The sequence below is a fragment of the Sphingobacterium corticis genome (assembly GCF_042684745.1).
Lineage (GTDB): Bacteria > Bacteroidota > Bacteroidia > Sphingobacteriales > Sphingobacteriaceae > Sphingobacterium > Sphingobacterium corticis.
The window spans coordinates 191,388-213,859 of sequence record NZ_JBHUMA010000004.1; the positions used below are offsets into that span (position 1 = coordinate 191,388).

The 22,472-nt window shown below is 41.6% G+C and carries 22 protein-coding genes; 12 read left to right on the top strand and 10 right to left on the bottom strand.

The annotated features are described in order from the left end of the window. Positions 1–77 precede the first annotated feature (77 nt). From plsX to ACFSQ3_RS02010, 7 genes are all read left to right on the top strand, one after another. Entirely contained in the window at positions 78–1,016 is a 939-nt protein-coding gene (plsX, locus tag ACFSQ3_RS01980; RefSeq protein ID WP_380867026.1) for a phosphate acyltransferase PlsX, read from the top strand. Positions 1,017–1,023: 7 nt separating this feature from the next. Then, entirely contained in the window at positions 1,024–2,022 is a 999-nt protein-coding gene (locus ACFSQ3_RS01985) for a beta-ketoacyl-ACP synthase III (RefSeq protein WP_380867028.1), read from the top strand. Between the two features lie 39 nt (positions 2,023–2,061). Then, positions 2,062–2,550 carry an acetyl-CoA carboxylase biotin carboxyl carrier protein gene (accB, locus tag ACFSQ3_RS01990; protein ID WP_380867029.1) on the top strand — a complete coding sequence of 163 codons (489 nt, stop codon included), beginning with the start codon at positions 2,062–2,064 and terminating at the stop codon, positions 2,548–2,550. Between the two features lie 19 nt (positions 2,551–2,569). Next, on the top strand, positions 2,570–3,919 hold the full coding sequence (accC, locus tag ACFSQ3_RS01995) for an acetyl-CoA carboxylase biotin carboxylase subunit (protein ID WP_380867031.1): 1,350 nt from the start codon (positions 2,570–2,572) through the stop codon (positions 3,917–3,919). A gap of 97 nt (positions 3,920–4,016) precedes the next feature. Then, positions 4,017–4,892 (top strand): twin-arginine translocase subunit TatC, encoded by an 876-nt coding sequence (tatC, locus tag ACFSQ3_RS02000; protein WP_380867032.1) that lies wholly within the window; start codon positions 4,017–4,019, stop codon positions 4,890–4,892. Positions 4,893–4,909: 17 nt separating this feature from the next. Then, entirely contained in the window at positions 4,910–5,347 is a 438-nt protein-coding gene (rpiB, locus tag ACFSQ3_RS02005) for a ribose 5-phosphate isomerase B (protein ID WP_380867034.1), read from the top strand. Between the two features lie 22 nt (positions 5,348–5,369). Next, entirely contained in the window at positions 5,370–6,956 is a 1,587-nt protein-coding gene (locus ACFSQ3_RS02010; RefSeq protein ID WP_380867036.1) for a M28 family peptidase, read from the top strand. Positions 6,957–7,038: 82 nt separating this feature from the next. On the opposite strand, the gene ACFSQ3_RS02015 is transcribed toward ACFSQ3_RS02010, so the two are convergent. The 5 genes from ACFSQ3_RS02015 to ACFSQ3_RS02035 form a co-directional block, all read right to left on the bottom strand. After that, complete coding sequence (locus tag ACFSQ3_RS02015) at positions 7,039–9,327, bottom strand: family 20 glycosylhydrolase (protein ID WP_380867037.1); 2,289 nt, start codon at positions 9,325–9,327, stop codon at positions 7,039–7,041. A gap of 45 nt (positions 9,328–9,372) precedes the next feature. Next, complete coding sequence (locus ACFSQ3_RS02020; protein WP_380867039.1) at positions 9,373–10,419, bottom strand: DUF2157 domain-containing protein; 1,047 nt, start codon at positions 10,417–10,419, stop codon at positions 9,373–9,375. Continuing rightward, positions 10,416–11,066 carry a peptidylprolyl isomerase gene (locus tag ACFSQ3_RS02025; RefSeq protein WP_380867041.1) on the bottom strand — a complete coding sequence of 217 codons (651 nt, stop codon included), beginning with the start codon at positions 11,064–11,066 and terminating at the stop codon, positions 10,416–10,418. The genes ACFSQ3_RS02020 and ACFSQ3_RS02025 overlap by 4 nt, the downstream gene beginning before the upstream one ends. Before the next feature lie 103 nt (positions 11,067–11,169). Next, complete coding sequence (locus ACFSQ3_RS02030; RefSeq protein WP_380867042.1) at positions 11,170–11,355, bottom strand: hypothetical protein; 186 nt, start codon at positions 11,353–11,355, stop codon at positions 11,170–11,172. A gap of 79 nt (positions 11,356–11,434) precedes the next feature. Next, positions 11,435–13,048, bottom strand: a complete 1,614-nt coding sequence (locus ACFSQ3_RS02035; protein WP_380867044.1) for a S8 family peptidase — start codon at positions 13,046–13,048, stop codon at positions 11,435–11,437. 215 nt (positions 13,049–13,263) lie between these two features. On the opposite strand from ACFSQ3_RS02035, the gene ACFSQ3_RS02040 reads away from it, so the two are divergent. Then, positions 13,264–15,423, top strand: coding sequence for a S9 family peptidase (locus tag ACFSQ3_RS02040; protein WP_380867046.1), 2,160 nt, complete (start codon positions 13,264–13,266; stop codon positions 15,421–15,423). Positions 15,424–15,517: 94 nt separating this feature from the next. Here the strand turns inward: ACFSQ3_RS02040 and ACFSQ3_RS02045 are convergent, their stop codons facing one another. From ACFSQ3_RS02045 to arfB, 5 genes are all read right to left on the bottom strand, one after another. Next, a complete protein-coding gene (locus ACFSQ3_RS02045) occupies positions 15,518–16,378 on the bottom strand; it encodes a hypothetical protein (RefSeq protein WP_380867048.1) in 861 nt (286 codons plus the stop codon). Positions 16,379–16,614: 236 nt separating this feature from the next. Continuing rightward, a complete protein-coding gene (locus ACFSQ3_RS02050) occupies positions 16,615–17,259 on the bottom strand; it encodes a 5'-methylthioadenosine/S-adenosylhomocysteine nucleosidase family protein (RefSeq protein WP_380867049.1) in 645 nt (214 codons plus the stop codon). Further along, positions 17,260–17,766: an S-ribosylhomocysteine lyase gene (locus ACFSQ3_RS02055; RefSeq protein ID WP_380867051.1), complete on the bottom strand. Its 507-nt coding sequence runs from the start codon at positions 17,764–17,766 to the stop codon at positions 17,260–17,262. A gap of 110 nt (positions 17,767–17,876) precedes the next feature. Then, complete coding sequence (locus tag ACFSQ3_RS02060) at positions 17,877–18,167, bottom strand: antibiotic biosynthesis monooxygenase family protein (protein ID WP_380867052.1); 291 nt, start codon at positions 18,165–18,167, stop codon at positions 17,877–17,879. Between the two features lie 99 nt (positions 18,168–18,266). After that, complete coding sequence (arfB, locus tag ACFSQ3_RS02065; RefSeq protein ID WP_380867054.1) at positions 18,267–18,668, bottom strand: alternative ribosome rescue aminoacyl-tRNA hydrolase ArfB; 402 nt, start codon at positions 18,666–18,668, stop codon at positions 18,267–18,269. A 161-nt stretch (positions 18,669–18,829) separates the two neighbouring features. On the opposite strand from arfB, the gene bshA reads away from it, so the two are divergent. From bshA to ACFSQ3_RS02085, 4 genes are all read left to right on the top strand, one after another. Beyond that, entirely contained in the window at positions 18,830–19,969 is a 1,140-nt protein-coding gene (gene bshA / locus ACFSQ3_RS02070; RefSeq protein ID WP_380867056.1) for an N-acetyl-alpha-D-glucosaminyl L-malate synthase BshA, read from the top strand. A 62-nt stretch (positions 19,970–20,031) separates the two neighbouring features. Continuing rightward, positions 20,032–20,736 (top strand): UMP kinase, encoded by a 705-nt coding sequence (pyrH, locus tag ACFSQ3_RS02075; RefSeq protein ID WP_380867058.1) that lies wholly within the window; start codon positions 20,032–20,034, stop codon positions 20,734–20,736. Between the two features lie 17 nt (positions 20,737–20,753). Next, positions 20,754–21,317 (top strand): ribosome recycling factor, encoded by a 564-nt coding sequence (gene frr, locus ACFSQ3_RS02080; RefSeq protein ID WP_380867059.1) that lies wholly within the window; start codon positions 20,754–20,756, stop codon positions 21,315–21,317. Between the two features lie 100 nt (positions 21,318–21,417). After that, positions 21,418–22,419, top strand: coding sequence for a sugar phosphate isomerase/epimerase family protein (locus ACFSQ3_RS02085; RefSeq protein WP_380867061.1), 1,002 nt, complete (start codon positions 21,418–21,420; stop codon positions 22,417–22,419). Positions 22,420–22,472 lie beyond the last annotated feature (53 nt).

Below are 22,472 nucleotides of genomic sequence, written 5' to 3' on the forward strand. Positions count from 1 at the left end.
AACGGCTGTGAATAATTCGAATTATTCACTGACATTGGGATGTTTTTTCGTATTATTGACTGATTAAATAATAACGAATGAAGATTGGTTTAGACGTACTAGGGGGAGATTATGCCCCTAACTCTACGATACAAGGAGCTATTGAAGCTCAAAAAATCCTACAAGACGACCAACGTTTGGTACTATTTGGGGATGAAGAAAAAACCCGAGAACTTATTGCAAACGCTGGCGGTGATATAGCTGCTTTCGACTACGTTCATGCGCCGGATAGTATCGGTATGCACGAGCATCCCACGAAAGCAATCACGCAAAAACCCAATTCCTCTATTTCTAAAGGTTTTGAATTTCTGAAAGAAGGAAAGATTCAATCTTTTGCTTCTGCAGGAAATACAGGTGCTATGCTTGTTGGTTCTATGTTCAGCGTTAAAACCATTCCAGGTATTCTTCGTCCGGCAATTGCAACAAATGTTCCCCAGTTAAAAGGCGGAACGAGTGTGCTGTTGGATGTTGGAGCGAATGCGGATTGCAAGCCGGAAATGATTAATCAATTTGCCATCCTTGGAAGTTTCTATGCAGAGCATGTTCTTCGCGTAGAGCAACCACGAGTTGGCTTGATCAACATTGGTGAGGAAGAAGAAAAGGGCAACTTATTGACCACAAGCACTTACCCATTACTAAAGGCAAACGAGAAAATCAACTTCATTGGCAATGCCGAAGGACGGGATTTATTTTCAGATCATGCTGACGTTTTCGTGTGCGATGGTTATACAGGAAATGTGATCTTGAAGTTGGCGGAATCTTTCTACGTTGTTACCTTGAAAAAAGGTTTCAAAGACGAATTCTTTGATCGCTTCAACTACGAGCGTTACGGCGGAAGTCCGGTTTTAGGTGTTAACGCTCCGGTTATAATCGGACACGGTATCTCCACACCGCAGGCTATTAAAAATATGGTTCTACAATCACGTGATATGATCTCCTCGGAATTTATCGAGCAAATCAAGTCAGCTATTAATTAATATTAAGATGTCAAAAATCCGTGCTGCCATTACAGCTGTAAATGGATACGTTCCTGACTATGTGTTAACGAACAAGGAATTAGAAACTGCAGTAGATACCAATGATGAGTGGATTGTAAGCCGCACCGGTATCAAAGAACGCCGTATTCTAAAAGGGGAAGGTAAAGCTACGTCTGATTTAGCTGTTCCGGCAATCCAAGGATTGTTAGAAAAACGTGGAATCACGGCGAAAGATATTGAGTTGATCATCGTGTGTACGAGTACACCGGATATGATGTTTCCGGCAACGGCAAACATTATTGCCCATAAAATCGGAGCTACGAACGCTTGGGGGTATGATCTGCAAGCAGCTTGTTCAGGTTTCCTTTTTGGATTGACCACTGCGTCTCAATTTATCGAATCCGGTAAGCACAGCAAAGTACTGGTCGTTGGTGCAGACAAAATGTCTTCCATCGTGAACTATCAGGATCGTAATACCTGTATCCTTTTTGGTGATGGATGTGGCTGCGTTCTTTTGGAACCGGATACCACAGGATATGGTTTGCAGGATTCTATCTTGAAAACAGATGGCGCTGGCGCTGAATATTTGAATTTAAAAGGTGGTGGTTCATTGAATCCAGCATCTCACGCAACAGTAGATGCGCAAATGCATTATGCGTACCAAGAAGGTCGCACGGTATTCAAATTTGCGGTGACGAACATGGCTGATGTAGTCGCGGAGATTATGGAGAAAAATCAATTAACATCCGAAGATATTAATTGGTTGACGCCACACCAAGCAAACAAACGCATTATAGATGCAACAGCTGAGCGCGCAGGATTACCGGAAGAAAAAGTGATGGTAAACATCCAAAAATACGGTAATACAACGAGCGCAACGATTCCATTGTGTTTATGGGAATGGGAGAATCAGTTGAAAAAAGGAGACAATATTATTATGGCGGCTTTCGGTGGAGGTTTCACTTGGGGAGCGACCTATATAAAATGGGCTTACGACCCTAAATAACAAATAACTACAATTTAAGACTATTAAATAGAAGAGACTATGAGTATGGATATCAAACAAGTACAAGATTTGATAAAATTCGTTTCCAAGTCTGGAGTAAACGAAGTTTCTATCGAAGAAAAGGATTTCAAGATTACGATCAAAACGAATCAAGAACCTACTTACGTAACCGCAACGCTTCCTCAGGTAGCGCCAGTTGCTGCACCAGTAGCAAGCCCTGCAGCGGCAGAAGCAGCAGCACCTCAAACTGCCGCTACACCAGTTGCAGCGGCGGACGACAGCTCTAAATACATCACAGTTAAATCGCCAATGATCGGTACGTTCTACCGTTCGGCTGGCCCGGGCAAACCTTCATTCATCAATGTAGGTGATGAGATCGCAGCAGGTAAAGTACTATGTATCGTTGAAGCGATGAAATTGTTCAACGAAATCGAATCGGAAGTATCAGGTAAGATTGTTAAAATCTTAGTAAACGATGCGCAGCCGGTAGAATACGATCAACCATTATTCTTGGTAGATCCTGCTTAATTTACTTTAACAAAGATTTATGTTTAAAAAAATACTGATCGCCAACCGGGGAGAGATTGCACTTCGCATTATCCGCACATGTCGTGAGATGGGCATTCAAAGTGTAGCAGTATATTCTACTGCGGACAGAGATAGTTTACACGTGAGATTTGCGGATGAAGCCGTATGTATCGGCCCGCCAGCGAGCAAGGATTCTTATTTAAATATTCCTAATATCATAGCTGCAGCGGAATTAACCAACGCAGACGCGATCCATCCAGGATACGGCTTCTTATCAGAGAATGCTAAATTTTCGGCAATCTGTGCGGAATACGGTATCAAGTTCATTGGTGCTACTGCGGAGCAGATCGAAAAAATGGGTGACAAAGCTTCGGCAAAAGATACCATGAAACAAGCGGGTGTACCTACAGTTCCTGGATCTGTAGGTTTAGTCCCTGATGTGAAAACAGGTATCCAATTGGCGAATGAAATTGGTTATCCGGTAATCATCAAAGCAACAGCTGGTGGTGGTGGTCGCGGTATGCGTATCATCTGGAAAGACGAAGATTTCGAACCAAACTGGGACTCTGCACGTCAAGAATCAGCAGCAGCATTCGGAAACGACGGTATCTATTTGGAGAAATACGTTGAAGAGCCACGACATATCGAGATTCAAGTAATCGGTGACCAGTACGGAAAAGTATGTCACTTATCGGAGCGCGATTGTTCTATCCAACGTCGTCACCAAAAATTAGTGGAAGAAGCGCCATCTCCATTCATTACGCCGGAGTTGCGTGAGAAAATGGGTGAAGCAGCGATCAAAGGTGCGATGGCGGTGAAATACGAAGGTGCAGGAACGATTGAGTTCTTGGTGGACAAACACCGCAACTTCTATTTCATGGAAATGAATACACGTATTCAGGTGGAGCATCCGGTAACGGAAGAAGTAATCAACTTTGATTTGATCAAAGAGCAAATCAAAGTGGCTGCCGGCATTCCTATTTCAGGAAAAAGCTACGAGCCAACGATGCACGCGATCGAATGCCGTATCAATGCGGAAGATCCGTTCAACAACTTCCGCCCTTCTCCCGGCAAAATCACGAACTTCCATTCTCCAGGCGGTCATGGCGTGCGCGTAGATACACATGTTTACGCAGGATACACCATTCCACCGAACTACGATTCGATGATCGCTAAACTAATTTGTGTGGCGCAAACTCGCGAAGAAGCATTGAACACGATGGAAAGAGCATTGAGTGAATTTGTTATCGAAGGAATCAAAACAACTATTCCATTGCACTTGCGCTTGATGCGCGATCCAAACTTCCGTGCAGGTAACTTCACTACGAAGTTTATGGAAAGCTTTGATTTAACTGAATATGCGGATTAACGCGGTTTCTAAAGAGCCCGTTACAAAGTAAAAAAAATACCATTCTTCTGCCGAAGAATGGTATTTTTGTTTCTACTAGTCAGATACACATAATTGCATGTCAAATAAAAACTTAAAACTTCTTCAAGCACTAAAAAATAAAGGCGAAAGTTTAGAAGCAGAGATGTCTTTCTTCGAGCATATTGAGGTCTTACGATGGCACCTTATTCGTTCGGTGATTGCCATCATGGTTTTCGCCATGTTATCATTTACATTTTACGATTTCGTCTTCAATCAAATTATCATGGGACCCAAAAATTTAGATTTTTGGACCTATCGCATGATGTGTAAAGTGGGCGATCTGTTGAGCTTAGATGGATTCTGCGTGGAACGTATTCCATTCAACATCATCAATACGGAATTAGCAGGACAGTTCATGCTCCAAATTAATTCCTGTTTGCTGATGGCGGTCGCGCTAGGTTTTCCGTATTTGCTATTTGAAGTTTGGCTATTTGTAAAACCTGCCTTAACGGATGTAGAACGTAAAGGAGCTCGCGGATTTGTATTTTACGCAACTATTCTATTCATTATTGGTGCGCTATTCGGATATTACATTGTCGTGCCGCTTTCGGTCAATTTCTTAGCGAACGTATCGCTTAGTGAGGAGATCACCAATCAAATTACCATCGATTCGTATTTGTCTACGATTGCCACATTAACATTAGGCTGTGGTGTTATATTTCTATTGCCGATCCTGATCTTCATCCTATCGAAGTTAGGTATCATGACGCCGGAATTCATGCGCGCCAGCAGACGTTACGCCATCGTTATCATTTTAGTGATCGCAGCGATCATTACGCCAACGGCAGATGTAATCACCTTGCTGACGGTTAGTGCGCCGATGTTTATCTTGTACGAATTGAGTATTTCGGTTTCAGCAAATGTGAAACGCAGAAAGCTGCAGGAAGAAAAAGAATTTTATAAAAAAGGTTAGTTATTAGCTATAAAAATATGTCGAAAATAATTGCAATAGGAAGCGATCATGCCGGTTTTGAATACAAACAAGTGCTGATTACCATGTTGGAGGAAAACGGATATACCGTAAAAGATTTTGGTCCTTCGAGTGCAGATTCGGTAGATTATCCGGACTTCGCACATCCCGTAGCGAGCAGTGTGGAGAGTGCGGAATCAAATCTAGGAATCCTTATTTGCGGTAGTGCGAATGGCGTAGCGATTACAGCCAACAAACATCAAGGCATCCGCGCAGCAATTTGCTGGTTGAAAGAGTTAGCTGCGCTAGCGCGCGAGCATAATGATGCTAACGTGGTATGTATTCCGGCGCGGTACATTGATATCGATTTAGCAAAAGAAATTGTTACGTCGTTCTTGACGACAGATTTCGAAGGCGGTAGACACGCCAATCGTGTCAACAAAATAGCTTGTTCTTAAATTAACTTACATGACAATGAATATGAAGAAATATCTTTCCTTATTATTTATCGTGCCTGCGGTCTGGAGCTGCACATTTGCGCAAGATGCGGCACAGAAGAAATTCGCGGGAGAAATCACCGAGGAATTGGCAAAAAAACACTTAACAATTTTGGCGTCACCGGAATTTGAAGGTCGTGGTACCGGACAAGAAGGCGGACGCAAAACAGTGGATTATGTGGCCAAACAATTTGAAGAATTCGGTTTAATTAAGCCGGTAAATGGATCGTATTTTCAGCCGGTAAGTTTGGTAAAATCGGTTTATGCCGTAAAAGATTTCAGCATTGCTGGACAAACATTCACCTACGGTAAGGATTTCTATGTTCAGGGAGAAAACACCTTGCAGGAATACAATGTGGACGAAATTGTTTTTATCGGCTATGGCATTCAGGACGAAAAATACAACGATTTAAAGGACATTGATGTTACTGGTAAAGTAGTAGTTTTCATCAATGAAGGCGAACCGAAAGATGCTTCCGGCAATTCCATCATTACCGGAACGGACAAAGATTCAGAATGGACACGCAGCCGTTTGAAACGTTTGCAAGAACTGATGAAGAAAAATCCGAAGCTGATCATCGCTACATCTTCACAAGTTGCTACGGGTTTACCACGCATTAGCGCACGTTTATCGTCCGGTCGTTATGGTTTGAAAAAGGAAAACACGCCAAAAGAAAATAACGCAACGCCGATGGTGATCGCTACCGAAAACATGGTTGATCAAATCCTAAAAGCGAAAAAAACGACTTTGGCTGATGTAAAAAAAGGCATCGCTGAAAGCAAAAAACCAAACTCATTTGTGATCAAATCCAAATTGAAAGCTAACATGGGCAACAATCAGGAAGATTTACACGATCCGAATGTTTTGGGTTTGTTAGAAGGTTCTGATTTGAAAGAGGAGATTGTGGTTATCGGCGGACACTGGGATCACGACGGCATTTTGCCAGATGGAACGATCTTCCCGGGAGCAGATGATAACGGAACGGGAACCGTGGCAGTAATTGACCTTGCTCGCGCGTTTTCTGCAGCAAAGAAAGCAGGAAATGGGCCTCGCCGTAGCATACTTTTCATCGCTTACGCAGCGGAAGAAAAAGGTTTGTTAGGATCGAACTTCTACGTGGAAAACCCGATTTATCCATTAGAGAACACAGTTGCTTGTATTAACGTGGATATGATTGGTCGTATTGATGACAAGCATTTGGAAGGCAATCATAATTATGTACACGTAATTGGTACCAACAAATTAAGTTCGGAACTGAATCCGTTGGTGGAGAAAGCGAATAAAGATTACGTTGGATTGGAGTTGGATGGCATGTACAATGATCCTAACGATCCAATGCGTTTGTACTACCGTTCCGATCACTACAACTTCGCGAAGAAAGGTATTCCGGCGTTGTTCTTCTTCTCTGGATTGCATCCCCACTACCACACCCCGGAAGATACGGTTGAAAAAATTGATTTCCCGATGATGGTTAAAAGAGAGCATTTGATCTTCCATACCGCTTGGGATATGGTAAATCGCGATAATAAATTGGTAGTTGATATTCCGGACGATGGCGGTGTACGCTAGTTCAGTTTATTGATAACATGATACGAAAAACGCCTTTGAGTTCGATAAACTCAAAGGCGTTTTTACTGTTTATGGATATTGATTACGGTTGATTGAACCAATCGTCGGGAATCGGCATCACTTCTCCCCCATCCACGCTATATTTCAATTCCAAAGTAAATCCGCCGCCCGCTTCTATAAAATCGATCGCGAACGGATGCAATCCTTTTTTCAATGCGATTTGTCCGCTCTTCATTACCGGCGAATGATTGCCATCATTGTCGACCACCATTTGATCTGCGATGCGCAAAACACCTCCATCGTCGCAAGTAAAATAAAAGCTGTAAAGACCATCTTTAGGCGCATTGATCGTTCCACGAATTTTGCTCGCGAATGCTGGCATACTGATCGTATCGTCTAAATGCACATTGCTGATCACCTCCTTATAAGCTATCTCGCCTTTTATGGTTTCTACTTTTGGAAATTTGCCGGCATAATGTTCAACCGATAAGCCTTGCTTTGATTTGGCTGATTTTGCGATCGGCTTCTTCCAAGTATCCTCAAAGAAATCCACTTCATAAAGTTCACTTTTTGCACCGCCCTTCGTTATAGATGCAAAACGGATTTTACTTGGCTTATTAATCGTCAAAGAACCCTTTAAAACTTTGCTATCTGCGGTTGGCAACGACCCATCCGTTGTGTAATAAACGTCTGCCCAATCCAAAGGATTCTGAACATTCAGTGTCGCTTTTCCATTTACGATAACTTGTCTTTCAGCAAATCCTTGCAAGTCCGGCATACGGAAGCTATATCCCAAATTTTGCCAAACTTTGTAATGCTCCACGACTCTGTTTTGATAGCTGGCAAATTCTTGCTTATTGGTCCAAACGCGTTCAGCCAAAGCGGTTAATCTTGGCAAAATCATAAACTCCAATCTCGCAACAGAAGGAATCATTTCTGTCCAAGTGTTAGCTTGCGCGCCCATGACCATTTTGCGATCTTTCTCCGGCATATCCGACGGAATCGGACTGAAGTGATATACGCTATTCAACGAACTGCTGTTTGGCAGGAAATCGAAATACAACGGATTTGTCGGCGTCATGATAACCTGATGTCCGCGCGAGGCCGCCGTATGCGGAGCGTTTTTCTCCCATCCTCTCCAATACATTACCGCCATCGTTGTATCTACGCCGCCTTCCAGCACCTCATCCCAACCAATTGCTTTCTTACCATTTTTCACAATAAATGCATTCACTCGATTAACGAAATAGCTTTGCAGGCTATCCAAATCGCTAATTTGTAAACGCTTCATCAGCTTTTGACATAATGGCGATTTCTCCCAACTGTCTTTTTCTACCTCATCGGCACCAATGTGAATGTATTGGCTTGGGAACAGTTCCATTACCTCAGAAAGTACATTTTCCACAAATGTGTAGGCTTCTTCCTTACATGGACAGATCGGCGTAGAAAACGTTTTTCCCCAACTTGCTTCTCCTTCATCTAACAATAATTCTGGGTAAGCTTTGGTCGCCATGTACATGTGTCCGGGCATATCGATTTCGGGAATAACGGTGATATGTCGATCTGCTGCATATTGGATAATCTCGCGCATATCTTCCTGTGTGTAATATCCGCCATATTCGGTCACGCCATCACGCTGGCGCAAATGTTCCTTCGGCAAATCAAAATCAGGATTAGTTTTCGCTTTCTCCAACAGCGCCGTATCATGGTTATTGTAGGTTCTCCAACCTCCAACTTCGGCCAATTTCGGATATTGTTTGATTTCCAAACGCCAACCTTGATCATCGGTCAAGTGGAAATGGAATTTATTGAATTTATACAAAGCCAATAAATCTAGAAAGCGGAAGATATATTCCTTCGAAAAGAAATGGCGCGCCACATCCAAATGTGCTCCCCGCCAAGAAAAGCTTGGTCCATCAGCGATGTGTAAAAATGGCAATGCAAGCGCTTGTTCTTTCTTTGCTGACAAAATTAGTTGATTCAAGGATTGTAAACCATAGAACATTCCGGAAGCCGATCCCGCAGCAATGCGAACACCTTTATCATTGATGATCAGATCATAATGTTCGTCTGTAATAGATGCATCTCTAACCAATAGGATGTTTGCAGACTCCGCATTTCGTGCTAATTGTATTGTAGCTTCGGGAAAGATGTGCTCGGACAAAACCTGAATTTCTTGCTTAAAAAACTCAGCATCATCGCTATAATATTGCAACAGATTTAGATTCGGTGTCCAAGAACCGCTCTGCGTTTCTAAACTTTGCGGATAAGGAATAAGCGGAGCATCTGCTGATTTCTTCGCGGATTGCGCTTGGCAAAATACGACAGCAGCTAAAAGGTAATAGCTAAATAATAAGATCGTTTTTTTCATCTTGAAATTAATGGAGTTATTCGAGCCAACAAGATAACAAAAAGACTAGTCTTCATTCCTTTTATGCCAGATTTTTTCTGCCCATCTGCCGACAAGGAAAAAGGAAACAGCCAGAAACAGAAAAAACAAACTTCGATTCATGTTATCCCACAAATATTCCACATACCGCGTGTACACATTTACGATAAAGAACACAAATCCAATTTCTCGCGTAGCATTATCTTTAAATCGCAATCCATACCAAACCAAACCGGCAGAAATAGCTGTGGAAAGTAATCCCCAATAAAACATTTCATACTGACGGATGTTTACCCAACGATCCCAATCGCTGTAATTCCCGAAAATAGATAACGCCCACAGCGAAATCATCAAATAGAGCAAACCAACCACATAGCTGGTTTTGCGAAAATCGGTCAACTGCTTTATTTTAGGAACGATGAAAATAGAAATCAAGGTGATGATCAGTCCGAACAAAGTAAAGCGCAACGGATAATTCATTCCCCAAAAGCGAAAGCCCCAATTGCTGTGATGCGCGGTTTCTGTTCCAAACCAAACCCCTAAACTAATCAGCATGAATATCCAAATGAGTTGCGATTTGAATCGCACGGCGAGGAATCCATAAATAACGACAGAAAGCAGAAAGAACAGGGAATAATGACTCGTATCTTTCCCCAATATTTTACCTAAAAAACCGATCGCAGCTGCCGTTGCAAATACGCCGACCAGCATCATGGTTTCTATGGAAAGAATCTTTTTTGGATTGCGTAGCTTATAGCGAAATCCTAAAGCATAAAAAATCACAGCCAATGCAGCGAAGAAGCCAAAGTAGATAATGTCTGGAGCGTCGGACAAGCTTTGCACAAATTGCACAAAAGCATCATCTAAAAACAAAGAAAACACCGCGAAAACCAAACAACCTAATGCCACCCAAAATGCATACCGCGCAAGTCTCCCCCAATCAAAACTTTTAATATCTAGTGATTCTCGCAATTCCGAAGATTTTCCGGAATCTAGATAGCCTTTGCTTTCCCAAAAATCGATCGCCTCGCTCAGCGTTTCATGATCATGCTTGGTAACATCTAATTTCTTCATCGATTTTGTGATTTGCTAAGCACCCTTATCGAAAACCGTACCGCTTGTTTCGGCATATCGCTTTTATCGGTTTCCACCTGATTGATTCTTTCTATTACTTCCAAACCGCGAACTACGCGACCGAAGATCGTATAATCTCCGTCCAGTCGTGGGACACCGCCGTCTTTTATATATGCATTTCGTTGCTCAGCAGAATAGGTAAAACCTTTTGTTTTTTCCTCTTTGTCCAATTCTTCGTTGCTATACGTACGGCCAATGACGAAATAGATTTGCGATAAATAAGAAGCCTTTTCTGGGTTATCATCACGTCCTGCACCGAGTGCACCTTTATGATGAAAATATTGTGGAAGTATTTCCGGAGCTAATCGACGGCGTTCTCTAAGACCATCCGCTTCTTCCTTTAAAATTGGCTCATCCAATTCGCCGCCCTGATTAACAAAACCGGCGATCACGCGATTAAACAAAGCTTTATGATATGTTTTATCGTCAATCGCTTGAAGAAACATGTCCCGATGTTTCGGCGTATCATCATATAGTTCGACTTCGAAATCTCCATAAGAAGTTTCGAACAAAACGTGAGTTTGTTGCGCCTGAGAAGGCAAAAAGTACACAAAGCTAAGAGCAAATAACAGCAGTAATTTATTCATAAGCTCCAATCTACTAAAAAGTTGGCACTTTCGATTGAGCGATATAACGTTACTGTTATCTAGAAAATAAAAAGCCTCAGGATTTTCTCCTGAGGCTCATTCATTACCTCTTCTTGCGTAAGGATTTGGAGTAGTCCAAAATCGCTTCGATAGTCTTTTCGCTCGGACTTTTGGTCAATTTTTTTAGGCTTGCTTGCAAGCTCATTTCGAACTGACCATCGGTAAGCTTTTGTGGCTGCCGATCTACGTAGTAAGCTAATGATTCTTCTTTTGTAAAAACTTTAACCATAAGCGTTTAAATTAGATTTTACTATCTAAACGCAAGATAAAGATTTATAGTATTCGTGTAAAAAAAATTTTACAAAATATTACTTTCCTGCCATTTGCTCAGCAAGCTTTACCGCTTCGTATGCATTCACGATACCGCCAGATACGCTAATCTCATCTAAGTACGCTTTTCTTGAGCGCCCTTCGCCGGGAACTTTTACTTTCTGGTCGACTTTTGTAACGCTCTTCATAATGATTTCTTTCACCTGCGGAGCAGTTAAATCCGGGTAATATGCGCGAATAATTGCCGCCAAACCTGCAACTACCGGTGCTGCCATACTCGTTCCTTGTTGTTCCTTATAAGTGGATTCCGGCATCGTTGAGTTAATACGAACGCCCGGAGCAAATACATCCACCGTACGATATCCGTAGTTAGAAAAAGAAGCTACCAAGTCATTATCTTGCTTCCAACCTGTCGCACCAACCGTGATCCAGTTTGTAGCTTCGCCTTGCGTGGAACCTAAACTATCCGTGTAATATTTCGTCGGATAATTTTTGTTTACATCGACATCTTTACCATCGTTTCCGGCAGCATGCACTAAAAGTACATCTTTCGATTCCGCATATTTTATTGCTTCATCAACTGTTTTCTTATTATAAGCGTATGCCTTACCGAAGCTCATGTTGATCACGCGAGCGCAGTTATCCACGGCATAGCGGATGGAATTCGCAACGTCCTTATCGTGCTCGTCGCCGTTTGGCACTGTCCGCACCGCCATAATCTGAACGTCGTTCGCTACGCCATCCACACCGATTCCGTTGCCACGTTTCGCGCCGATAATTCCGGCAACGTGCGTTCCATGCCCCGCGTCAGGACCTTTCACATCTGGATTACCGTAATGGCGTTCACTTGCGTCGTCATAGTTGTCCCCAATAATGTGACGCGGATTAAACTCCTTGTTCAAATGATAAGAAACCTGCTCATTGTAGTATTTCACGCCTTCAGCCAAGCTGTCGTAAAACTTGCTGAAAGGATCTTTTTCCAACTCCTTTTTGATAATTCGGACGGCCATTTTCTGGCGATCACCAGCTGGCGTTACTTTATCTAGATCTTCTTTGGTAATGTCTTTTGGATCTTTACCAATGTTAGCTACCAACTGATCAATATCTTCTTTCAAACGCGTGTAATTGCTCGCTCCAAACTGCGCTTCTTCCATTTTCGAAGTATAATCTCCGATCATGCGCTGATAAGCGACAAACTCACGACGTTCCGCTTCGGATAATTTAGTGCTTGGAAGCACGGAAATATATTTCGGCTCATACAACCGGATTTGTCGCGTTACCTCTAAATTATCTTGATCCACGTTTTCGCCGTTGGCATTCCCCAAAAAGTTCCATCCATGAACATCTCCGGCGTAGCCATTCCCATCATTGTCTTTGCTTCCCGCCTTTTCCTTTGGATTGGTCCACAAAACATCCTTCAAATCTTCATGATGAATATCGACACCCCCATCCAATACCGCAACTACTACCGGTTTTGCTGTTTTGCCCTTCAGGAATTCGTACGCTTTTTCTGTACTAATTCCCATGATGCCATCCTGTTTAAAATCTAAATTGTACCAATTTGGTGGTGGCGTATCTTTATCTTGAGCGCTAGCCACAAAGGGCAATGCACCAAATGCAAGGTATAAAAGTGCTTTGTTAATTTTGTTCATGATGTGTTTACGATAATGATTTCAGTAACAACAAATATAAACGATTATTGTATGAAGCAATGTTAAATAGTTCAAAAATGAATTTTTTACCTTATTTTTAAACCATGCTAAGGTTTGGAAAAACACCGCGATCAACGCCACCGTTTTCTCATAAAAATCCTGTAAAAATTGGATTCGTGCCGAAGCAAATAACTAATCATAAAAGCTAAAATGATATGAAATCTAAAACTGGATTTGGTTTGATAGCACTTACAATTATTGCAGGATCTTGCAAAACGCAAGAAGAAAAAAGAACAGCGCCGCAATGGCCGAACGATGTGGAAGCTCCCTTAGCGGAACAGAAGCCATATACGCGCGTGATGCACGGCGATACGGTTATTGACAATTATTATTGGTTGAATGATTATTTCAAAGAAGGACCGGACTCGTCAAAAGTCGTGGATTATCTAAACGCAGAAAATGCGTACACGAAAGCGATGATGCAGGACACAGAAGATTTTCAAAAGAATCTTTTCACGGAGTTGAAAGGTCGAATTAAAGAAGCTGACGAAAGCGTTCCGTATATTAAGGACGGTTACTACTATTACCGCCGCACGGACGCGGGCAAGCAATACTATAAACTTTGTCGTAAGAAAGGTTCGTTGGATGCGAAAGAGGAAGTGATTTTAGATGTCGATAAAATGGCGGATGGATATGCGTATTTCGCTGTCGGCGGAACATCCATCAGTCCAGACAACAAGTTATTGGCCTATGCTGTAGACACGGTTTCGCGAAGAGAATATACCTTGCATATTAAAAATTTGGAAACGGGCGAAGTATATGCTGATCGCGTTGCACGCACTTCAGGTGGTATTGTATGGGCGGCCGACAATAAGACTATTTTCTATACTTCTCAAAACCCAAAAACCTTACTTTCAGAAAAGATTAAACGCCATACCATCGGTACCAAGGAAAGTGCAGACATAACTGTGTACGAAGAGAAGGATAAAACCAATTACATCGGTGTTTCCAAATCGAAAAATGGCGCGTACATTATGATCTATTCTGGCGGAACAATGAGTTCGGAAACACGGTATTTGAAAGCGGATAATCCGCAAGGAGAGTTCCAATTGTTTCAACCGCGCACGAAAGATGTTTTGTATCATGTCACTCCATTGGACGACAAGTTTATCATCGTGACTAACGATAATGCCAAAAACTTCAAAGTGATGGAAGCACCTTTGGACAAAACCGAAAAAGCAAATTGGAAAGAAGTGATTGCACACCGCAACGATGTGTTAGTTGAGGGTGTGGATGAGTTCAAAGATTTTATGGTGGTTTCCGAAAGAAAGAATGGCTTATCACAATTGGCTATTCACGATACGAAATCCGGCAAAGCGCATTATCTAGATTTCGGCGAGGAAGCTTACACGGTATACTCTAGCACCAATGCCGAATACAACACCGAAGTATTGCGTTATGGATATACGTCGTTGGTAACGCCAAGTTCAACGTACGATTACAACATGCGTACGAAAGAAAAGGAATTGAAAAAGCAACAGGAAGTTTTGGGTGGATATGATGCTGATCAGTATGAAAGCAAGCGTGTTTTTGCGACTGCTACCGACGGCACGAAAGTTCCCATCTCGATGGTTTACAAAAAAGGATTTGAGCAAAATGGACAAGCGCCATTGCTTCTTTATGCTTATGGTTCCTACGGTATGTCAATGGATCCGACATTCAGTTCTACGCGGTTAAGCTTATTGAACCGTGGATTTGTTTTTGCGATTGCGCACATCCGTGGTGGCGAAGAAATGGGTCGTCAATGGTATGAAGATGGCAAAATGATGAAAAAGAAGAATACGTTTACCGATTTTATTGATTGTGGTAAGTTCTTGGTCGATCAGAAATTTACGTCCGAAAAACATCTTTACGCAGAAGGCGGCAGCGCTGGCGGATTGTTGATGGGTGCGATTATCAATATGGCGCCAAACATGTGGAATGGCGTTATTGCGGCGGTTCCATTTGTGGATGTGGTAACCACCATGTTGGACGAAACTATTCCTTTGACCACGAATGAATACGATGAATGGGGAAATCCTAACAATGCGGAAGCTTACCATTACATGAAATCGTATTCTCCTTACGAAAATGTGGAAGCGAAAGAATATCCGAATCTATTGGTAACGACGGGATTGCACGATAGCCAAGTGCAATATTTCGAACCGGCAAAATGGGTGGCAAAATTACGCACTACGAAGAAAGGTGATAACGTTGTTTTATTAAAAACGGATATGGAATATGGCCATGGCGGTGCTTCGGGCAGGTTCGATTATCTGAAGGATTTAGCGTTAGAATATGCTTTCTTATTTAAGCTTGAAGGCATTACAGAATAAGTAAAACGGATCATTCAGATCAGCGAAAGAGCGGTAAATGAGGATATTCATTTACCGCTTTTTTATGCGATAACATTGTAACCACAACTAGTATTTATCTATTCTCGTACGCTTTCATGATCTCCGCATCTTCAGCTACAATCTCGTAACCGTGCTTTTTAATCGACCAAATTTCTTTGTGTTGCAAATCGGTGTAAACGGCGCGGTAAGTTCTGTCTTTGCAAACAGAAAAAGCGGTGTAATAAAATTCCTTTGGCTCGCGCAACGTATAAAGAATCAAATCTTCCTCACCGCCGTTCACCTGATAAATTTTAAGCAAGGTATGTTTATCCCGAACTAATTCGGACGGAATATCGATTCCCCAACCAACTTGGTCTTCCGGCGGACAATCTACAGAAGTCAAATCGGGAAACATTTCACGACTGAAACGTACGTCCTTCGTTAAAAAAGCGTTGATCTTCGCTTCATCGATTGACGTATCACTCGAAAATATTAATCCAACTTGTGAACCGGTCAGCGATTCGTAAACCACATGAATCATCTGACCATCACCAGCCTGTTTCTTTTGATACAGATAACGGTTTGCTTTTGACGTTTGTGGCAAATAGTTTTTAAAATCGTGTTTGTTTTCATCCGCCTGCCACACTAACATATTCACGCTCGAATCTTGCGGTAATGTTGCGCTATATAAAACGTCAACATTTTTGGGTTTCAATTTATAGGATTTTAATGCCTTTTTATCACTAGCATGAAGCGTTTGCATGTCCACAACTGCTTGAGAATCGGTTCGAATGCTCAAATGGCTCTTGACATTGTGATAGTTGGGATCCTTTTCAATCGTGTAACCATATTCCGAAAATGGATACGTCCTGCAGGAAGAAAAAATTAAAATAACGAACAGAAAAAGTAATAACAGCGGAGAGTAGGTATTCTTGTATATCATCAGTTTAGGCATTAGTTATTGTTATAACGTCCTGATTGCAAGAATATTTTGTAAAGTTGTTGATTTGTAAAATTGTCGATTCGTTGATTTGTAAAGTCAATAGATCACTTCCCCAATAGTTCCTCGGGTTCGCGATGACGGCAAGTTTTCGATTTGCGACACGCGAAAAACCAATCTCGTCATCGCGAGGAGTTCCGACGAAGCGATCTTTCAACTGTATAGATGAAATAAAGTCGTGACAATGCCATCTAAGAAAGCATCGTCGAACCTGCAACTTTCTTCTGATCCAACGATTGCATAAATTGATCGAGAATATCACCCAAACGACCCGAAATTTCGCCAAGAATACTTTCCCAATCCTTTACCGTGCCATCGCAGTTGTCAGAAACAATCTTAATGCTGTAGAAAAGCAAATTTTTCTGAAAGCAGAAACTTGCAAGCGCGTATCCTTCCATATCAAACGCCAATGGATCAAGATGTGTAATATCTTGATAAAAAGCAGTATTGACATTGATAAAGCGATCGGATGTCAATAATGCTTCTTCATACCGAAATTCATCCATCGGAATGGATTCAATCATGCCCTGCCCTTTCAAGAACAACGTATTTTCTAAAAAGAAACCATCGGTATATGCATCGCCCTGCGCATAATACGACGGGTATAAAACGTGTCCAACTGGATATCGCGTACAACCAACGGTGCCTACATTAAGCAGAACGGGATTGATATTTAATGCTTTGATGTCTTCATATAACGTAGCGATGGACAACAGCGCATTTACCTTTCCAACGCCAATTTCGTAAACCAAAATTGACTCATCGGTTGTTGCGAATGACAATTCATTTCTATTTGCAACTAGAATTATGGTTTCTATATCCTTATGGAGGATCATTTAATTTTCGTCAATATATGGGTACTCGAATTCTAATTCTCCGGCGTTAATCAGGTTTAAATAATTAACACAAGCTTGTTTCGACGTTTCGAAATCCATGAAAGTATAATTTCCGCAGCTAATCGGATTTTGAAAAGGCACTTCGTAACCTTCTTCCAAAACGATCTCCAAAACTTCTTTCATCAATGTGGCTACATCCTGAGGCGTACGATCGGTTCCTGCTAAAACAATGTAGAAACCAGTGCAACATCCCATTGGACCAACATAAATCACTTCATCTCCTAAAATCGTTCTGATTTCTGTCGCAAAGCAATGCTCCAACGTATGCATTACTTCCGGCGACAACATACGTTCTGGAGAATTTGGTCGAATCATACGAATATCATACGTCGTATAATTTTCTAAACCGCTTTTATTTGTTGCAGAAGCTTTTGCATAAATTCCTTGTTTCAATTTGGTATGATCTACCGTGAAACTATTTACTGTGGCTTTTTCTTTTGTGTACATATTGTATTGCTCCATGTGACAATGCCGAAGCACTCTCGGGTTGAAAAATAAACTATCAAAAATATCTACAAAAGTACTAGATTAATTTTAATAAGTGAGAAAAGGAAGTATTACTTTAATACTTCATAGTGCTCCACCGTTGGGAAAGGATCGTAGTAATGATGCAACAGCTTCTCCCATTCCTTAAATAACGGAGATTCTTTGAAACCGATCGTATGATCTTCCAGTGTTTCCCATTCTACTAATAAAATATACTGATTATCCTTCTCGATACATTTGCGAAGCGAATGCGTGATGTAACCTTTGCTAGCGCTAATGTATTGGCAAGCAGTTTTATAATCCCTTTCGAAATTAGCTTGCTGACCGGCGATAATTTCTAATACTGCAACTTCTAAAATCATAATTCTTAATCTAACTAAATATCATTTATTTATGCTTGAACTGCGTCATCGAGCTCGAAACAACTTAAAAGTAAATAAACTTCCGATCAAGTACGAACATTACCAATCTTTATTTCTCCGCTGCTGCTTCTTTTCTGATTGGTGCTTTTTGCGATCCAACCGTTCCAAAATTTTAGATTTGGGTATGCGCGTTGGTACACGCTTTTTTGCCGGCTTCATGGCTTCTGCTAATAACTTGAAAAATCTTTCCGTCACTTCTTCTTTGTTTGAAAATTGACTTCTGCTCTGTGAAGAATCCAGCTGAAGCACGCCCTCGCTATTGATACGATTACGTAATCGTTCTGCAATTCGCTGTTTTTCGTTTTCGTGGAGGCAAGAAGTTTGCGACAGATTCCAATACAAGATTACCTTGCTTTCTACCTTGTTGACATGCTGACCGCCAGCGCCACCCGACCGAGCTGTTTTATACCAAATTTCTTTTTCTATCGAAGCTTTATCCATTGATATAAAAATAATGTTTCGCCACGGAATTATTGCAAAACAATTATAAAAGCCTGCTTATCTTTACCGCGTCGCGATGCAGGCAAACTAGAAGACACTGCTTGCTATTATACCATGTATCTACACGACTCAATGATTTATTAAGAAGACGATATTAATCGATGAAAATAGGAATTGTTTGTTACCCTACCTTCGGCGGTAGTGGTGTGGTGGCTACTGAACTTGGGAAAGCATTAGCTTCAGGCGGTCACGAAATACATTTTATAACGTACAGCCAGCCGGCTAGATTGGATTTCTTCTCGGAAAACCTATTTTATCACGAGGTTGCCATGGCGCAATATCCGTTATTCGATTACGCACCGTATGAAAGTGCGCTAGCCAGCAAATTGGTTGATGTCGTTCGCTACGAAAAATTGGACCTTTTGCACGTCCACTACGCTATCCCACATGCTTCTGTGGCATTTATGGCGAAACAAATATTAGCTACTTATGGCATCAAAATCCCCGTAGTGACCACATTGCACGGAACCGATATCACATTAGTAGGTAAAGATAAAAGTTTTAGTCCGGTGGTTACTTTTTCGATCAATCAATCCGACGGCGTAACGACAGTTTCGGAAAACTTAAAACAGCAAACGTTAGATTATTTCGACATCACCAATCACATTGAAGTGATCCCAAACTTTATCGATCTAAATCGTTTCCACAGCAAAAATCACGAGCATTTCAAAAAAGCTATTGCACCGAACGACGAGCGTATCATCGTACATACCTCCAACTTCCGTAAAGTAAAAAACACGGGTGATGTAGTTCGAATTTTTGAGAAAATAAACCAGAAGATTCCAAGCAAATTGCTCATGGTGGGCGATGGACCAGATCGTAGAAAATCAGAAGAATTGGCTCGCCAATTAGACGTATGGGAGCATGTTCGCTTTTTAGGAAAGCAGGATGCGATTGAGGAAATTTTATCGATCGCCGACTTATTTATTATGCCTTCCGGATCGGAAAGTTTTGGATTGGCAGCTTTGGAAGCGATGGCGTGTAAAGTTCCCGTTATATCGTCAAACACGGGTGGAATACCGGAATTGAACGTGCACGGTTTCAGTGGTTACCTAAGCGATATCGGCGATGTGGACAGTATGGCAAATCATGGTATTCATATCTTGGAAAACGAAGATCGTCTCAACGAATTCAAACAAAATGCACTTACGCGCGCGGAAGATTTCAAGATTTGCAAAATCGTTCCTCGCTATGAGCATTTCTATGCCGAAGTTATTGAACGCGTGAAAAAAGGAGAATAAAGCGCGGTCGACCGCCAAAAAAGTTTTATATTTGGCTTTTGGAAACACTCCAAAAAACACATATGAAATACAAACGGATCCTACTAAAACTAAGTGGAGAAGCTTTGATGGGAGAGCAAAGCTACGGTATTGACATCAATCGTGTCCAACAATACGCAAAAGATATTCAGGAAATTCATAGTATGGGCTTAGAAGTCGCTATCGTTATTGGTGGCGGCAACATTCACCGTGGTATGAGTGCTGAAAAAGCCGGGATGGATCGTGTACAAGCGGATTACATGGGTATGTTGGCAACCGTCATCAATAGTATGGCGCTGCAAGATGCCTTGGAAAAAAACGGTTTGAAAACTAGATTGCTTACGGCAATTAAGATGGAACAAATTTGTGAACCATTTATTCGTCGTCGTGCAGTTCGTCACTTGGAAAAAGGCCGCGTGGTAATCTTTGGAGCGGGAACCGGAAACCCATATTTTACTACAGATACAGCGGCTTCACTTCGCGCAATCGAAATTAACGCGGATGCTGTATTAAAAGGAACGCGTGTAGATGGCATTTATACGGCAGATCCAGAGAAAGATCCCAACGCGGAAAAATTTGAACAAATTTCATTTACTGAAGTTTACGAAAAAGGATTGAATGTAATGGATATGACCGCGTTCACCTTGTGCCAAGAAAACAATCTCCCAATTATTGTTTTCGATATGAACAAACCGGGCAATTTGAAAAAATTAGCCGAAGGCAACGATATCGGAACATTGGTTAGTTAATATTAGAATTTCAAAATATGAATGAGTTAATTTCTCTCGAATTAGACGACTGTAAAGACGGAATGACTAAAGCGGTAGCACATACCGAGTCAGAATTAACAAAAATCCGTGCTGGTAAAGCAACTCCAAGTATGTTGGATGGCATATCTGTGGATTATTATGGCTCCGCTACGCCATTGGCACAAGTAAGTAATATCAACACACCTGATGCGCGCACAATCGTCATTCAGCCGTGGGAAAAATCGATCATAGGTGCTATCGAAAAAGCAATTACTGATGCTAACTTAGGTATCAATCCCCAAAACGATGGCATTGTAATTCGCATGACGATCCCCGCATTGACGGAGGAAAGACGTCGCGATTTAGTAAAGAAAGTGAAAGAAGAGGCAGAGCGCGGCCGCATTGCGGTTCGTAACATCCGTAAAGATGCAAACGAATCTATCAAGAAATTGAAAAACGACGGCGTTTCCGAAGATGAAATCAAAGTTGGGGAAGCCGAAGTACAAAAGCTAACCGATGCTTACATTGTGAAGGTGGATCAATTAGCAGAATTGAAGGAAAAAGATGTAATGACGGTTTAGAAATCGTATGCATCGAAAAATACGGGAAGGATTCTTATTTTTAAGGATCCTTTTTTATTTTTGGTATAACCAGAAAACATAAACCCATACACACACAAACATGAAGTCCATTAATCGTAGAAATTTCTTACGCCATTCCGGTATCGGATTAGCCGCGGCGGCATTCGCTCCCCATTGGTTATCGTGCAGTTCTGACCCCGCTCATGGTGGTTCCCCTTTTCAAAACATCGGATTACAATTATTCACGCTTCGAGAATTACTTGATCAAGATGCAAAAATGGTCTTGGAAAACGTTTCCAAAATTGGTTATAAACACGTGGAAACCTTTGGGGCAAACACCGTAGGCAACAGCTTTTGGGGCGTTCCTTTGGCAGATTTAGTAAAGATTCTGAAAGATAATGGATTGAAATCCTACAGCGGACATTATGACTTGAGTCAGTATTTGACAAAAGATAGCAAAGAGCCGGAAGATATGCACAAGTACATCGAAATGGCCAACGCATTGGGACAAGAATATATTGTGGCACCCGTTCCTCCGATGAACGATCTGAACAAATTAACGGCCTCGGACTACCAATATTTCGCGGAACGACTAAATGCTGCGGGCGAATTGGCAAAAAAATCTGGCGTAAAAATGGCTTATCATAATCATTTTTGGGAGTTCCGCCCTTTTGGAAATGGGACCAAAGGATTGGATATCCTGATTGCATTTACAGATCCAGAATTGGTAGATTTCGAATTGGATTTATATTGGACAGTGAAAGCTGGCGAAAAACCGCAAAGCTATTTTGAGAAATATCCTGGGCGATTCCCAATGTGGCATATTAAAGATATGGACCGTAATTTCAGCCAACCATTAGAAGCTTCAGAAGTGAATCCGAGAACAGGTAAGCGCGAACCTTTCAACTTGGAAGAAATTCTGTCACAAATCAAATACGCTGAAGTCGGATCGGGAAGCATCGATTTCCGAAACCTCAAAAGCTTTGAAAAAGAAGCAGGGTTGAAGTATGCATTTGTAGAGCAGGATGTAATCACGATGCCAAACAAGTTCGAAAGTATTAAGAAAAGCTACGATTACATCCAGAAGAACTTAGCGAAGTAATTGCTGTCATTTTTGCAGGATTCGTAGAAGAAATCGGACAGATCAACCTATCG